The organism is Proteocatella sp. QWL-06 (genome assembly GCF_058684135.1).
Genome location: NZ_CM178755.1, coordinates 171,500 through 186,958, shown reverse-complemented (window position 1 = coordinate 186,958; position 15,459 = coordinate 171,500). Strand labels below are relative to the sequence as shown.

Annotated in this window: 12 protein-coding genes; 1 reads left to right on the top strand and 11 read right to left on the bottom strand. The window is 41.2% G+C overall.

Annotated elements, in window-relative coordinates:
* Position 1: 1 nt before the first annotated feature.
* On the top strand, positions 2-154 hold the full coding sequence (locus tag AC4PGZ_RS00865) for a FeoB-associated Cys-rich membrane protein (RefSeq protein WP_492159209.1): 153 nt from the start codon (positions 2-4) through the stop codon (positions 152-154).
* Positions 155-258: 104 nt separating this feature from the next.
* On the opposite strand, the gene ilvA is transcribed toward AC4PGZ_RS00865, so the two are convergent.
* The 11 genes from ilvA to AC4PGZ_RS00810 all read right to left on the bottom strand — a co-directional run bounded on the left by ilvA (position 259) and on the right by AC4PGZ_RS00810 (position 15,380).
* Complete coding sequence (gene ilvA, locus AC4PGZ_RS00860) at positions 259-1,485, bottom strand: threonine ammonia-lyase (protein ID WP_492159208.1); 1,227 nt, start codon at positions 1,483-1,485, stop codon at positions 259-261.
* Between the two features lie 26 nt (positions 1,486-1,511).
* Entirely contained in the window at positions 1,512-2,693 is a 1,182-nt protein-coding gene (locus AC4PGZ_RS00855; RefSeq protein WP_492159207.1) for an MFS transporter, read from the bottom strand.
* A gap of 208 nt (positions 2,694-2,901) precedes the next feature.
* Positions 2,902-3,843 (bottom strand): lipoate--protein ligase, encoded by a 942-nt coding sequence (gene lplA / locus AC4PGZ_RS00850; RefSeq protein ID WP_492159206.1) that lies wholly within the window; start codon positions 3,841-3,843, stop codon positions 2,902-2,904.
* Entirely contained in the window at positions 3,836-5,530 is a 1,695-nt protein-coding gene (lpdA, locus tag AC4PGZ_RS00845) for a dihydrolipoyl dehydrogenase (RefSeq protein WP_492159205.1), read from the bottom strand. Before lpdA ends, lplA begins: the two co-directional genes overlap by 8 nt.
* Before the next feature lie 83 nt (positions 5,531-5,613).
* Positions 5,614-5,967: a carboxymuconolactone decarboxylase family protein gene (locus tag AC4PGZ_RS00840; RefSeq protein ID WP_492159204.1), complete on the bottom strand. Its 354-nt coding sequence runs from the start codon at positions 5,965-5,967 to the stop codon at positions 5,614-5,616.
* 115 nt (positions 5,968-6,082) lie between these two features.
* A complete protein-coding gene (locus AC4PGZ_RS00835) occupies positions 6,083-6,502 on the bottom strand; it encodes a MarR family winged helix-turn-helix transcriptional regulator (RefSeq protein WP_492159203.1) in 420 nt (139 codons plus the stop codon).
* A gap of 256 nt (positions 6,503-6,758) precedes the next feature.
* Complete coding sequence (locus AC4PGZ_RS00830; RefSeq protein ID WP_492159202.1) at positions 6,759-8,522, bottom strand: hypothetical protein; 1,764 nt, start codon at positions 8,520-8,522, stop codon at positions 6,759-6,761.
* A gap of 76 nt (positions 8,523-8,598) precedes the next feature.
* On the bottom strand, positions 8,599-11,622 hold the full coding sequence (locus AC4PGZ_RS00825; protein ID WP_492159201.1) for a type I restriction endonuclease subunit R: 3,024 nt from the start codon (positions 11,620-11,622) through the stop codon (positions 8,599-8,601).
* On the bottom strand, positions 11,619-12,806 hold the full coding sequence (locus AC4PGZ_RS00820; RefSeq protein WP_492159200.1) for a restriction endonuclease subunit S: 1,188 nt from the start codon (positions 12,804-12,806) through the stop codon (positions 11,619-11,621). Before AC4PGZ_RS00820 ends, AC4PGZ_RS00825 begins: the two co-directional genes overlap by 4 nt.
* Complete coding sequence (locus AC4PGZ_RS00815; RefSeq protein ID WP_492159199.1) at positions 12,799-13,815, bottom strand: virulence RhuM family protein; 1,017 nt, start codon at positions 13,813-13,815, stop codon at positions 12,799-12,801. Before AC4PGZ_RS00815 ends, AC4PGZ_RS00820 begins: the two co-directional genes overlap by 8 nt.
* A complete protein-coding gene (locus AC4PGZ_RS00810; RefSeq protein WP_492159198.1) occupies positions 13,815-15,380 on the bottom strand; it encodes a type I restriction-modification system subunit M in 1,566 nt (521 codons plus the stop codon). The genes AC4PGZ_RS00815 and AC4PGZ_RS00810 overlap by 1 nt, the downstream gene beginning before the upstream one ends.
* Between the last annotated feature and the right edge of the window lie 79 nt (positions 15,381-15,459).

The window sequence follows — 15,459 nt, the reverse complement described above, 5'->3', positions numbered from 1 at the left end:
GATGGCAACTTTCATAATCGCTTCACTTGTATTCGGGCTTTTCGGTCTTGCACTGTACAAGCTATACAAAGATAAGAAAAACGGCAAAGGATGCGCCGGATGCAGCGGAGGCTGCAGCAGCTGTCCAAGTGCCGCAAAAATGCACAGCAAATAGCATGTCCATGATAAATAAGCAAAAAGGAACAGGAACTGAGTCTATAAAAAAACCAGTTCCTGTTCCTTTTTTATTTCTGATGCAGATCTCCATGCATCATTTTTTTATACCGTTCTTATGCAGTAATCCGAAGGTGAAGGCGCCAGCCTGAATCCGTTTGCAGTAAGGCTGTTCTTTATTTCCTCTATATGCTCAAAATTCCTGGTTTCCATCGTTATCTTGAGAAGGCACGCATTTATCGCCATGTTCGGCTCTGCCTTGTCATGATGAACAGCTATCACGTTTCCGCCCTTTTGAGAAATAGTCTTTGCAACTCCCTCGAGCTGTCCTGGCTTGTCTATAAGCTCCAGAGTAAGATCCGACAGCCTTCCGCTTGTGACAAGTCCTCTGGTTATGACTCTTGAAAGTATATTTACGTCTATGTTTCCCCCTGAAACTATGCAGACCGTATTTTTTCCCTGCGTCTTTATCTTGTCAAACATGACCGCCGCCACTGAAACTGCTCCGGCTCCTTCTGAAACGAGCTTCTGCTTTTCCATGAGCATCAGTATAGCTGCTGCTATCTCATCATCTGTGACTGTAACTATCTCATCCACATAGCCGCAGCATATATCAAAGGTAAGCTCTCCCGGCTTTTTGACGGCAATCCCGTCTGCAAAGGTCGAAGCACTGCCAAGCGTTATCTGCTTCTGAGATTCTATCGATTTGTACATGCATGGAGCTCCCTCCGCCTGTACTCCGTATATCTTGCATTGAGGCTTGAGCGTCTTTATTGCATACGCCACTCCGGAGATGAGCCCGCCTCCTCCGATCGGAACTACTACCGCATCTACGCTGTCCAGCTGCTCCAGGATCTCGAGCCCTATGGTGCCCTGACCCGCGATTACATCCACGTCATCAAACGGATGTATGAAGGTCATGTTCCTCTCTTCTTTTATCTCGCATGCCCTGTTGTATGCATCGTCATATACTCCGTTCACAAGCTCCACCTGAGCTCCGTATTTTCTGGTAGCTTCTATCTTTGAGATAGGGGCCAGATCCGGTATGCATATGAGCGATTTTATATTTTCGGTAGCAGCCGCGAGTGCAACTCCCTGAGCATGATTTCCTGCAGAGCAGGCTATAACTCCGTTTGCCTTTTCCTCTTCTGTAAGCTGCGATATCTTGTAATAAGAACCTCTTACCTTGAAGGATCCCGTCACCTGAAGATTCTCCGTCTTCAGGTAGATATTGCTGCCTTCCTTTATATTAGGAGCATGAATAAGATCAGTCTTCCTCACTACATTTTTTAATACAAAAGCTGCATGATATATTTTATCAAGTGTAAGCATATTCATTTTCTCCTTTTCTATATTATCTATTCCTTTATTTCTACTTTTTTTGCAATCAGGAGGTTAAGAACCGAAAGCGCCGCCGTAAAATAGAATACGTACTGCGGACCTACGCTGCTCCAGATGTAACCGCTGAGCATGGCGCAGCTTATAGCCACCACATGGTCCATACTTATCCCAAGTGAAATAGTCTGAGTAAGCTCATTTTTATCAACTGCTATATTTCGCAGATACATGGTCCTTACCATTCCAAGGTTCATGCTCATCCTGTCAAATATGAACATTGTGCCCCCAAGTATCATGCCGACCTTAAGTGATACCGCTCCAGCTATTATGGCGCTGCACAGCATGCCATAAAGGGCATATACGAGTATGAACGAAAGCGCATCCGCATATAGTATCTTTCTTATGCCCAGACTGTCAATGCATCTTCCTATAAAAGGAAGAAATATCATACCGAGAAGCGAAGTCATTATAACAAGAAGCGACATATGGTCTGCTCCTGCTCCAAGAAGATCGACGAGCACCCACGGCCCGAAAACTATCATTATCTGCTTCTGCACCCCATTAAGTATGGCAAGTGCATAGTAGTATCTGTACTCTTTTCTCAGTTTTATCTTTCCAGGGAGCGAATCCCTGTGCGGAACCTTTACATACCTGCAGAGATATATCATAGCTCCGGCTCCCAGCACCGAAGTCACCGCTACAAGCAAAAACGGGATTACAGGATTTCTGAAGCTGAAAAGCTCATACCTGAATCCTGCAAAAGTAACAACTGAAGCCACCATTGCACTCGCAACCTTTATGCCGCTAAGAGTTCCCAGTGTCTTTCCTTCTCTTCCCTTTTCAGAAAGAGACACTGCTATCCCGTCATGAAGCGGCATATATATGTGCTGCCCCAGTGAGAAAATAAAAAGAAATACAAGCATCAGCCCAAAGCCCGGGGTGAAAAGTCCCAGTATCATCATCCCTATGGCCATAAGCAGCTGTGAAATCACAGCTATCCTTATATCTCCCATGAATCCCAGAGCACTTATAACGAAGGCTCCCAGCACCCCCGGCAGTTCTCTTGGAAACTCAATAAATCCTCTCTGAAATGCGGTCACATCATATGCTTCTTTAAAGTAATTCGCCAGGATTCCGTCAATTCCTCCTGCAAAACCTGCAAATGCTACTGCGATGGCAAATATCTTCAGTTCCTTTTTCATATGTCTTTTTCTCCCGTTTAATGTTTCATATTATATCGTACCAAAAAAATTAATTCAAGAATTTTTGATTAATTTTGAATATTTTGTTTAAGAAAAACATTTTCCCTGCCTGATTGTATTTCACAGTCTTACAATATCACAAACTGATCATTTATGTAAATCAAAAGAGCACTATCTCTTTAAAAGAAATAGCGCCCTTTATTTATAATTATAAATTAATTGAAACACTTTGGTTTTTTTCGATTATTCGATTCAGAGTGTCATTCGCTTCATGAAAACAGGTGCCTGATATCTCGGCCTCAATTTCATCGTGGTTAAAGTTGAGAAGACTGTCTGTATAGATTTTTGCCTTCTTTATAATACCATCCTCCACCTGAGCAAGCATTCGGAAATTGCCATACTCTGCAGCGACTTCGATCTCAGCATCATAGATCGGACTCTCTCCGTAAATCCAGTCATGATCACTGTATCTACCTGTCATAGCGGGAATAAAATTCTCCCTGCTGTATTCAATATATTCCTGCAATTCTCCGTATTCACTTTCAAAGCTGTCCTTCAGCGCCTCTATCATATTCTCAGCAGTAATATTTGAACAGATTTCCCTAAGGTTTACCACTCTGCTTTTTACAGAAGTGATGCCTTTTGCCTCAAGCTTAAGCCTAGAAGGCTTAAGCAGGTTCCCAAGCACGGACTTGTCCACATCTATCATGATCGTCCCATGATGGAAGCAGTTTCCATCTTCACTGTAAAATGCGTGCCCCGAGAACTTCCTGCCATCACAGAGAAGATCATTTCTTCCAGAGAATTGTGCACTTATTCCAAAGCGCTCTACTGCTGCCCTTATTACTTCAATCTGCCTCTTGATATCGCTGCTTTTCTCTTTTGAAATAAATGTGAAGTTTAGATTCCCCATGTCGTGGTATACCGCTCCACCACCGGATATCCTCCTTGCGAGCCTGACCCCTTCTGCCTTCATCCTGTCGATGTCACATTCAATAAAAGGATTCTGATTCCTTCCTATTACAACTGTCCTGTAGTTCTGCCAGAGATAGAATATGATCTCATCGTCATCCACATTTCTTAGCAGTTCTTCTTCCAGAGCCAGATTATAATATGGGTCGCTCTCTTTTGAGATGATGCATCTATTCATGATAATGGAAGGCTCCTTTTCCAAGCCCGAGTACGGCCTCATGTATCGACTCTCCGGTTGTAGGATGGGCAAATACAGTATGGATTATCTCCTCCTCGCTTATGCGGCTGTTGATCATCATCGTGAGTGTGCTTATGAGCGCGGATGCTTCGGGGCCAATGATTGCGCCTCCGATTATTCCACCTGTATCAAGGTCCTTTATAAGCTTCACAAAGCCTTCTGACTCTCCCATGGTGAGAGCCTTGCCGTTAGCTCCAAAAGGAAATTTGCTTACGCTTATGTTGAGGCCTTCTCTGAGCGCCGCATCCTCCGTAAGTCCTACATTCGCTATTTCCGGAGATGTGAATATGACATTCGGTACTGCCGTATAATCCATATGTGCATCTTTTCCAAGTATGTTATCCACCGCGACCATTCCTTCATGAGAAGCTACGTGAGCAAGCTGCATCCTCGAGTTCACATCTCCAATCGCATATATGTGCTTTACAGATGTTCTCATGCCGCTGTCAACCGCTATTCCCCTGCCATTTTCATTTGCGGCTGCACCTGTATTTTCAATCTCGAGCCCCTGAACATCAGGCTCTCTTCCTGTCGCTACAAGCACCTTATCACTTGTTATGAATCTTTCAGTTCCATCCTTTTCAAAAAATACCACTGCCTTTCCATTCTCTTCTCTTCCTATTCTTGTAACTTTCGAGCCAGTGTGTATACCTATTCCTCTTTGCTTTGCTATTTTGCAGATTTCCTCAGATACATCGCTGTCTACCATTGTAAGAACCCTGTCAAAATACTCAACCACGTTTACTTTCATTCCGAGATTGGAATATATGAATGCGAACTCCATGCCGATTACTCCGCCGCCGATTATTGTTACGCAGTCCATATTGTCCCTGCAGTCAAGTGCCTTCGTGCTGTTCATAACGAATTCATTGTCTATTCCAGGGATTTTTAGAGTGGAGGAAGTTGACCCTGTCGCTATTATTATATTTTCAGCTTCTACAGTGTATTCATCTCTTCCTGACTTTACTGATACTGTCCTTTCATCGACAAATGATGCGCTGCCTTTAATGACTCTTATTTCATTCTTATTCATCAGGTATTCTATGCCTGATACTAGCGTGTCTTTTATGGAATTCTTTCTATCTATAATCCTGTTCATGTCAGCTCTGGCTTCTTTTACCTCAAGCCCGAATTCATCAGCATTTTTTATATGCTCAAAGAGTTCTGCCGACTTCACGATCGCTTTGGTAGGTATGCATCCCTCATTCAGGCAGGTCCCTCCCATTGCCTTTCTTTCAGCAAGAACGACTTTTCTGCCATTTTTTGCCGCATGTATAGCTGCAACATAGCCGCCAGGTCCCCCACCTATTATAAGTATGTCTGTATTTATGTCTTCCTTTTTGCCGTTTATCATTCCTGCAAAGTAATCCAGCTTTGGAGTAGCCGCTCCTCCAGATTCAGACTTTACGCAGATCAGCGTCTGACCAATCTCAACCGTCTGGCCTTCTGAAATCAGTATTTCCTCTACAGTTCCGCTTATTTCAGATTTTACAGGGCTGTTCCCTTTCTTGGTTTCAAGCTGAAGAATGACCTGGCCAGTTTCTATAGTGTCCCCGACTGAGACATTCAGCTTGCCCACAATCGCAGTTTTATCCTTGCCCATTATGCTCTTTAATTTTATTTCCATATGTTTCTCCTCAAATTTTTGCCCCGTACTTTTTTAAAGTACAGGGCCGTAGTTGTTATAAGTAAGCGGATATGAATTATCTGCTATTTGAAATCCTTTTCAAACTCGTCAATCGCATCTTTCAGAAGAGTCACAGTATATGCCATAGTAGGTCCGCCGCCAAATGCAACAGATACCATAGCTGCTTCAATTATCTCTTCTCTTGTAGCGCCCGCCTCAAGAGCCTTGTATACATGGAATACAATGCAGTATTCACATCTGTTGTATGCGCCTATTCCTACACTTATAAGTTCTTTTGTCTTTACGTCTACTGCTCCTGGTGCATAGTTTGTTCCTAGAAGATTCATGAAAGCACTTACGCTTTCCCCATTCGTCTCTGCCATTACTCCAAGTCCGCCTGTAAAGTCATTCAGCATTGCTCTTACATCTTTTTTCATATTCTTCCTCCGATTTTTATATTTGTTATAGCAATGTTTGCTATAACAATATTTGCTATAGCAAGTATGCTTCTGAAAAAATGATACCACTAATTCATGGTATCGTCAACAGCTTTTACAAATTCTCAACCATTTTATCCAGAACTTTTTTGAAGATTTCAAGTTCATCTGCTGAAAGCCCTCTTGTTACATCATTTTGAAACTCTTGTGCCAGAGGTATGAGGCTTATTCTGAGCTTCTCACCTTTTTCTGTAAGATATACCCTTGCAGTCCTTCTGTCATTGGGATCTTTTGTTCTCACAGTCAGCTCTTCCTTTTCCATCCTGTCCAGCAGTCTTGCTATTGAGGATTCGTTTACATCCATCTTATTCGCGAGCTCTCTCTGAGATATCCCGTCATTTTCGCCTATATAATAAATTGCTATCCAGTTGACTCTTGTAACTCCATAGGATTCAAGCCTTCTGTTGAATTCTTCTGACAGTCTTTTTGATGCAATGTTGGTTATAAAACCAATGCAGTCGTTCAAGCTAAACAAAATATCCCTCCTTTACTGTCAATTTTTTACTGTTCCTATATCAATAGTACAACAAAATTTTCGCCCTTTCAATATAAATTATCGTTATAGTTCTTATAAGGTTTGATTATGCATCAGTAGATAACAAAAAAGAGAGAACGAATGAAGCGTTCACTTACAGATTAAAAAAATAAATAACTTAAAGCGGAAGCAGCAAGATACCAGTCACTATCAGGCATAACTGCTTGTAGTGGCTGGTATTTTATTAGCATGAACTCTAAATAGATAACTTAAGAAGAGCATCATATCTGCAAATTTCTATGAAATCCTTCTTGTATTCAAAATTTAATTTATCGAGTTTCTCAGATAGGCATTTCTTTGCATATGATGGATTATCTGAAGTATTTTTTGCTTCCAGTAGAATGATTTGCTCATTTTCCCTCATAGGATGTATTACCATTCCATCAAACTCACATAGTTTTTTACCTGGTAAATTTTTTTGGTAAATCAATACACTTCCAGGTATTGTTATACTCGTATCGTTTATGTTATCCTGCAATAAGCAGTTCATCATAAACTCCACTTCATGACGCTCATCAACGTTCCCATGTCCTTCATCTAAAATTGACTTAATCTCAGAAATGCGGCGCTTTTTACCACGAGTACATAGAACACAAACTTCGGAATCGACTGTTGCCTTAATAGCAATAGGATTTTCACCAAAGAAATAATAAAGAAAGAACTTGCTTGTAAGTAGATACCTTGTGTCTGCATTTGATGCACATGATACTTGTCGTAGGTAACTTATAGTGGTCCTAAGGATTTTAAAAGCGGCCTTTGTTTTACTTTGACAATTCTTTTTTATTGAAATAAGAATCGTACGTTCTCCAGAATGTCGATCATAATAGCCTACCCTTGAATTATTGATACGGTCTAAATCCGTCAACAATCGCTGTGATAGATTTCTGTCTTCAGAACAAAAAGTCAATTTCAGTATTGCATCGGATGAGTAGTCGCGTGACTGTCGATGTTGCTTGTTAAATAAACTCTCGGAATCTAGCCAAAAGTTAGTAAAATAGCTTTTTGATTGTATATTATCGTATTTATTATCTAAGGTCGAAGCAATTTTTCGAGATATTCTATAATAACAAATGGCATTTGAATTTTCGTTATAGACTGTATCATCAAGCATTTTACCAATAGAACTAATCAATCGGTTTGCAGGCAATTGATCATTATACTCTGATAAAAGCTCATTAAATAATACAAGTATAGCCTTTTGATTACATAAATCAATAGTGAAAGGCGTGTTTGCAATTTGAAGGTCATAAGCCATATAGGAAACATTTCTAACTGTTCGGAAAATATTAAACACAAAATGGAGCTTACTCTTCTCATCAATTCTATTCTCGTTAAGGTAAGCATACAAAAGTTCTTGAGCCAAAATAACTGATTGTTTATCTTGGTCGCAATTTTCAAGAACAAGCAAGGAATTTAATATATGTAGCCGTTGATAGTTTTGTGCATCAAGCAGACTTTCTGCAGTAGCTTGAAAACACGCATTCTCAGAACTATTTATAAATGACTCTCGAAAATCAGGATTGTCGTTCGAAAGTAATACAACTGCCCTTGACGCTGTAAATGTGTTATAAAAATGGCCTAGATTATATGCAATTGTAAGGATTTGAAGCATATCCCCAACCGATGGATTATCTTTTTTTGTTTTATAACTCAAATCATGCCTAAATTCTTTTGCTTTAACTGGATTATTATATGTCAATTTCAATTTTGTCTGAAGATCTTTCTTAACCAGTTGATGAAAATATAACTGAAGCATAGTATAGTCAAATCTTGATTTCATTAGCTTTTTAGGTACCTTAATTACTCCTAAGTGAGGAATATCCTTAAGGCGCTGCACGATACCAATGGTTGACAGTTCATCATATAGCTCACTTGCATAATGGTATAAATCAACCTTGACTTTTAAATTATTTTTTCTTGATTTCTGCTTTGGTAACAGATCGTGTTCAATAATGGCCATTTCAGGATAATCCTTTCATTCATAATTCAAAATATTTTTTAGGAATCATAGAGAGATATATCAAAAGTCACCATATCTAAACTAACCCAAAATACTTTTCAAAGAATTTCATAAGTTTTTCTATTACATTCTGTTTCTTAGCAGCTCTGTTGCCGCCCCCAAAACGTGAAACCGGAGGCAGGATCTTGTCGATGTCTGTGCCAGTTGTCTTTAGAATCCCATCGCGGAAAGAATTGTCGATGAACTTCTTAGTTTCTTCCTGCTTTAGCTTTTCCTCGCTTATAAGGGATTCCAGATCTGTATCCTTCTGTTCATGAACAAACCTGCGCCAGTCCTCATCCACCTTAGTGGAGGCGTTGACCGTGTTTATGAAATGCTCGATAAGCTCCTTCTTGCTGCGGAGCTGAATGCTGGAATTTATTGCTTTGTCAATCGAAACCAGAATGCTCTTGTCTTCGCAGTTGGAAGCATGGTATTTGGCTACGAGCATGAGAATATAATCAATGTTGATTTCAATCTGCCTTATGAGCTCGATTTCAAATACGATGTCGTCATTGATCTTTTCCTTGTCTGCAGTCTTTTCTTTAGTAAACTCCTGATATAGGTCAATGTAAACACTCTGATAGTCCTGATAATCCCTGTACGTCAAAATCTCATTTCCAGAAAAGTTGTCAAAAGCGGTCAGAATATTTTTAAGCCTAAGAATAGCGCCAAACAACCTTATAAAATCCTTCTGATTCTGTTCCCCTATGATTGCCTGTCCAAGCGGGAAACGCTCAGTCAGTTCATCAATGAGCTCACTGTAGCCTGGCTGATGCCTGCCATTTTCATCAAATCCATTATAGTAAGCCTCATAGTTCTTCAGGAGCACTATGCTGCCGGCATCCTTATCCCCGAACAGAGCAATAGCTTCATCCGTCTCCTTCTGCAAGTCACGGAAGCAGACTATGTTTCCATAGGTTTTTACAGAGTTCAGAATCCTGTTGGTTCTTGAAAATGCTTGAATCAGGCCATGCTGCTTGAGGTTCTTGTCTACCCACAGAGTATTGAGCGTCGTAGCATCAAACCCGGTCAGGAACATATTGACTACAACAAGCAGATCCACCTCACGTCTTTTCATGCGCATAGACAGATCCTTGTAGTAGTTCTGAAACTTCTCCGAGGAAGTATCATAATTGACATTAAAGTCAGCATTGTAATCTGCAATAGCGGATTCCAGGAAATCCCTCGAAGACTTATCCAGGCTGTCAGTATCAAATCCTTCATCCGGGAAAACATCCTCAGTATCGGCCTCATTAGCGCTGTAGCTGAAGATAGTAGCCACATTGAGCTTGCGACCCTGCTCCGTGAGTTGCTTTTTGAGCTCAGTGTAATACATTCTCGCGACAGGGATCGAACTGACTGCAAGAATGGAGTTGAAACCTGATACCCGCTGTCCTTGAAGCGAATAGGAACTACTTCGCCTGGTCTTCTGGTCAAAATGTTCGAGAATATAGCTCACAACCTCACGAATGCGGTTCGGGTCCGCCATTGCCTTTTCTGTATCGATTGCTGAGACATTTTTATCCTTCACACCATCTTTCATCTTCACTGTGTTGATGTAATCTATCCGAAATGGCAGCACGTTTCCATCATTGATAGCATCTACGATAGTATAGGTATGCAGCTTGTCTCCAAATGCCTGTGGAGTGGTCCGGAGCAGCGGATTACCGCCGCTTCCGGAATTGACCGCAAAGATAGGCGTGCCAGTAAATCCGAATATGTGATAATGCTTGAAAGATTTTACTATTTTACTGTGCATGTCTCCAAATTGAGAGCGGTGACACTCATCAAAAATTATGACTACGTGCTTTTTGAAAATCTCATGCCCTTTGTTCTTTGAAACAAACACATCCAGCTTTTGAATGGTAGTTATGATGATATGAGATGAGCTGTCCTCCAGCTGTTTTTGAAGTATTCTTGTTGAGGAATTGCTGTTTGCAGCCCCCTTCTGGAAACGGTCGTACTCCTTCATCGTCTGATAGTCCAAGTCTTTACGGTCAACTACAAAAAGTACCTTGTCTATGTACGGCAGCGCCGAAGCAATCTGAGCAGTCTTGAAGGATGTCAATGTCTTGCCGCTCCCCGTAGTGTGCCAGATATATCCCCCGGCATCAAGTGTTCCACTCTTCTTATAATTGCTCGATATCTCAATCCGAGATAATATCGCCTCTGTTGCCGCAATCTGGTATGGTCGCATTACCAAAAGCAAATCTTCCGAAGTGAATACGCAGTACTTTGTCAGAACGTTGAGTAGAGTGTGCTTTGCCATGAAAGTCCTTGTAAAGTCAACAAGATCCGCAATGCCTTTATTGGTCCCATCTGCCCAGTAAGATGTGAATTCAAAGCTGTTGCTTGTCTTTTTGCTCTTCTTGCGCTCACCCTCAGCATTTTCTTTCACATGGCTGAAGCGAGTGGTATTTGAATAATACTTGGTATGAGTACCATTTGAAATTATGAATATCTGAACATACTCAAAAAGACCGCTGGCCGCCCAGAAGCTGTCTCGCTGATATCGGTTGATCTGGTTGAAGGCTTCGCGGATAGCGACCCCACGGCGTTTTAGCTCAGTGTGCACAAGTGGCAGACCATTAACGAGGATGGTCACATCATAGCGGGTATCATGTGTGCCTTCCGACTCCTCATACTGATTTATGACCTGAAGCCTGTTGTTATGGATGTTCTTCTTATCAATAAGGTAGATGTTCTTGGTAGAGCCATCATCCCTTTTCAGAATCTGAACATGGTCGGTCTGTATCTTTCGGGTCTTTTCAACGATTCCCTCGTTGCTGCTGGAAATACATTCTGCAAAGAAACGACTCCACTCCCCATCAGAGAAGATGTAGTTGTTAAGCTGCTCAAGCTGAGTTCTCAGGTTAGAAATCAGTGCGGCTTCATCATGAATCTTCAGAAATTCATACCCTTGCGTCTGTAGCAGCCTTATAAATTCACGCTCCAGATCAGCCTCGCTCTGATACGAGCTCTGCCTTCCATACTCTGCTACATATTCAGCAACAACAGTGGCTTCGTTGGATGAAACCACTATGTTGTATAAACTCATTTGCTCACCTCCTTGAAGGTCAATAATTTATCTCGGTAATACTCATATTGTTTTCGCCTTGCTTCGATTTCAGCAGGCAGACCTATAGTGAGGTCATTGCACAGAGCATCAAAGCGGTCGAGTATGTTAACGATGCGTTCTTGTTCTGAAAGGGATGGAACAGGAATTTTCGCCTTATTGATATTATCGTTATATAACCTTGCTATAGTCCCACCATTTGAGACAGCCCAAGGCTTCATAGAATAGCAATAATTCAAATATTTATTTAAAACCTTACTTTCATCATTATCAATCCAAACAATATTTGAATCTTGATAGTACGCCGGTTCTCCATCGTATATTACGGTTCTTCCAATCGTGCCTGCTGCTGATATTAGAACATCACCTTTCGTTGGAAAAGAGTATGCTTTTCTATATTCGTCATACTTTTCTTGTGAAATATAAGCATCCGGCTCTCTTCCAAATGTTCCAATTTTGAAAAATGGAACCTCACCATCAGGACTTGTTTCTGATTTCATAATTCTCTTACACATTGAAACTCGTCCAACTTCGCTTAATGTCATCCATTTATATTGAACATCTTGTTTTCCATCAAAGTTTAAGAGTAGTTTTTTATAATACTCATATTGCTTTTTTCTTGCTGTAAGCTCTGCTGTAAGCTCTGCTGTAAGCTCTGCTGTAAGCTCTGTGAAATTGTCCAAAATCCGGACAATTTCACGCTGCACAGGCAGCGGTGGAAGAGGGATTAGAAAATCTTCTGTTACCTTCAGCGATATCTGTGGCAATGATCCCATACCAGAAGCTGCGTCTCTGAATTGCTGAATGTTTCTTTTTAGAACATAATACAAATATTTCACTGATGTCTTATCTTCAGCGGTGTATGCCCACATTTCATTTTTGAATGTAAAAGGTTCTTCATAATATACAGCATCAATAACTCCACGAGATTGAACTAAAACAGCAGGCACCCTCGTTATATTTGCCTTTGGAATATCTTTTTCGAAAGCACTGATTACAGTTTTTCCACCTGCAAAAATCCTAATGTCCCCATCTATTTTATCAATTTCTTTCATTTTTCCAGCTGTAATAGGTGTGCCTTGGAGCCTTTTATACGAATCTTTTATTTTTTTATACTCCACCCCATCCGGGCAAAGCTCCGCAATCAGTTCTTCAAGTCTACTCATCTGCTTTGCCTCCTATGCCCATAAGTTTTTTCACTTCACGGTCGAAATCCGATGTTATTTTCTGGGTTTTGTTGAATTCATAATACTCGGAACCAGCCTTATCCAGTGCCCTTTGCTTTGAAACCCTGCCTTTGTCAGGCAGTATTTCATACTTTCTAAAAGTTAAGAATTCGTTGATGCTTGCAGAAAACTGTTCCATGGTAAAGCTATTTTCACGTTCGATAAGGTCTTCAATATAATCAAAGTATCCCGTAACAGTTCTCTCCAGTCTTCGGATTTCCGTTTCACTCAAATAGTTTTTTGCGATGGAAACATCCGACTTCAAAATGCGTCCATCCGGTGCGTTCTTCCACGTCGTAAGCCCCATATTTTCCTTTTGGTGGTCGGCCTTAGAATATACGATTTCTGCTGCAGTTTGCCCCGTAATGGCATAATGGAATTTGTTCTGCACCATTGCATAAAACTCGTGGGTAACTTCTGAATCTCGATCGTAATCAATACTGCATTCAGCAAATATATCTGTAATCTGCTGCCACATTCGGCGTTCGCTGGAACGAATCGATCTTACACGTTCTAATAATTCCTTAAAGTAATCTTTTCCAAATGCGGTTTTGCCTTGTTTTAGGCGTTCATCATCCATGGCAAAGCCTTTGGTCATATATTCCTTCAGCACTCCTGTAGCCCAGATACGAAATTGGGTTGCTTTTTTTGAATTTACACGATATCCCACCGAGATAATAGCATCAAGGTTATAGAATTTTTGTTTTCTTCGGACTTTCCTTGAACCTTCCTGTTGAACTGCCGAGATTTCCTCGGTAGTTGCATCTTCGTCCAACTCTCTTTCTGCATAAATATTCTTAAGATGTAAGGAGATATTATCACTTGTACAATCAAACAGCTCTGACATAGCTTTCTGTGTCAACCATACCGTTTCATCCTTGACGATTGCATTTACGGATGAATCTTCATCAGCAGAGCGATAGATTAAAAATTGAAACTCTCTGTTCATTACTCCACCTCTATTTCCGCAATGATTTTAGCTATCTCATCTCTCAAAATTTGCTCCCTGGCAACAATATCTTCAATCTCAGCATTGAGCACTGTAATGTCAATGACTTCTCGTGTGTCCTTCTGCTCAACATAGGTTGATACTGAAAGGTTGTAATCCTGATCGGCGATTTCGCTGTTTGCCACTTTTTTTGCAAAATGCTCGTGATCATTTCTTTTCGTATAGGCATCTATTATGGCTTCAATATTTTTCTGTGTCAGCTTGTTGCTGTTGGTGACCTTGACACACTCTTTTGAGGCGTCGATGAACAGGGTGCTGTTTTCAGTTTTGGACTTTTTGAGCACCATTATACATGTAGCAATGCTTGTCCCGAAGAAAAGATTGTCCGGGAGCTGTATCACACAGTCGATGTAGTTGTTATCTATCAGATATTTTCTGATCTTCTGCTCTGCTCCTCCTCGGTACATTACCCCCGGGAAGCAGACGATAGCTGCAGTTCCATTTGTTGCCAGCCATGAAAGTGAATGCATTACAAATGCGAGGTCTGCCTTGGATTTTGGTGCAAGCACCCCGGCAGGTGAAAACCTCGGGTCATTTATCATAAGCGGATTGGCATCGCCATCCCATTTTATGGAATATGGTGGATTTGATACTATAGCCTCAAATGGCTCATCATCTCCGTGCATCGGGTCAGTCAGGGTATCTCCATGACCTATGTCAAACTTGTCGTAGTCTATGTCATGCAAAAACATATTTATACGGCAGAGGTTATAGGTGGTGATGTTTATCTCCTGACCGTAAAAGCCCTGTCTTACATTCTCCTTGCCGAGTATTTTTGCAAAATTGAGCAAAAGTGAACCCGAGCCGCAGGCTGGATCATAGACTTTGTTTACTTCCGTTTTATCTACAAGGGCTATTCGTGTAAGCAGTTCACTAACTTCCTGAGGAGTGTAGTACTCCCCTCCGCTTTTTCCTGCGTTGGACGCATACATTCCCATAAGAAATTCATAGGCATCGCCAAAGGCGTCGATGGTGTTGTCCTGATAATCTCCCAGTTTCATTTCGCCCACGCCATTCATGAGCTTGAGCAGTTTTTCGTTACGCTTTGCTACGGTTGCTCCAAGCTTGTTGCTGTTTACATCTATATCGTCAAACAGGCCCTTGAAGTCATCTTCGCTTGGGGCTCCCTGAGCTGAGCTTTCTATGTTGCGAAATGCTCTCTCCAGAGTCTCGTTGAGATTATCGTCTCCTACGGCCTTTTTTCTTACATTTTCAAAAAGCTCGCTTGGAAGCATGAAAAAGCCTCTGGTATGCACAAGGTCTGCCCGTGCTTCTTCGGCTTCGCTGTCCATTAGATCTGCATAATCAAAGTCCTGGTTGCCGGCTTCATGCTCCCCTCTGTTTATATAGACTGTAAGGTTTTCTGATATATATCTATAAAAAAGCATCCCGAGAACATACTGTTTGAAATCCCAGCCGTCCACGCTGCCTCTAAGGTCATTTGCAATGCTCCAGATAGTACGGTGCAGTTCTGCACGTTCCTGTTCTTTCCTGTTATCAGCCATTATTCTGTTTCTCCTTTTTCTTTCAATTATCTTTTTATCTCTATTATATCGTTAATCTGAGCAAATAACAATTGAATTG

Bases quoted from the DNA above. Each gene is read 5' to 3' on its own strand.
- AC4PGZ_RS00865 (WP_492159209.1), top strand. From the start codon at position 2: ATGGCAACTTTCATAATCGCTTCACTTGTATTCGGGCTTTTCGGTCTT.
- ilvA (WP_492159208.1), bottom strand. From the start codon at position 1,485: ATGCTTACACTTGATAAAATATATCATGCAGCTTTTGTATTAAAAAAT.
- AC4PGZ_RS00855 (WP_492159207.1), bottom strand. From the start codon at position 2,693: ATGAAAAAGGAACTGAAGATATTTGCCATCGCAGTAGCATTTGCAGGT.
- lplA (WP_492159206.1), bottom strand. From the start codon at position 3,843: ATGAATAGATGCATCATCTCAAAAGAGAGCGACCCATATTATAATCTG.
- lpdA (WP_492159205.1), bottom strand. From the start codon at position 5,530: ATGGAAATAAAATTAAAGAGCATAATGGGCAAGGATAAAACTGCGATT.
- AC4PGZ_RS00840 (WP_492159204.1), bottom strand. From the start codon at position 5,967: ATGAAAAAAGATGTAAGAGCAATGCTGAATGACTTTACAGGCGGACTT.
- AC4PGZ_RS00830 (WP_492159202.1), bottom strand. From the start codon at position 8,522: ATGGCCATTATTGAACACGATCTGTTACCAAAGCAGAAATCAAGAAAA.
- AC4PGZ_RS00825 (WP_492159201.1), bottom strand. From the start codon at position 11,622: ATGAGTTTATACAACATAGTGGTTTCATCCAACGAAGCCACTGTTGTT.
- AC4PGZ_RS00820 (WP_492159200.1), bottom strand. From the start codon at position 12,806: ATGAGTAGACTTGAAGAACTGATTGCGGAGCTTTGCCCGGATGGGGTG.
- AC4PGZ_RS00815 (WP_492159199.1), bottom strand. From the start codon at position 13,815: ATGAACAGAGAGTTTCAATTTTTAATCTATCGCTCTGCTGATGAAGAT.
- AC4PGZ_RS00810 (WP_492159198.1), bottom strand. From the start codon at position 15,380: ATGGCTGATAACAGGAAAGAACAGGAACGTGCAGAACTGCACCGTACT.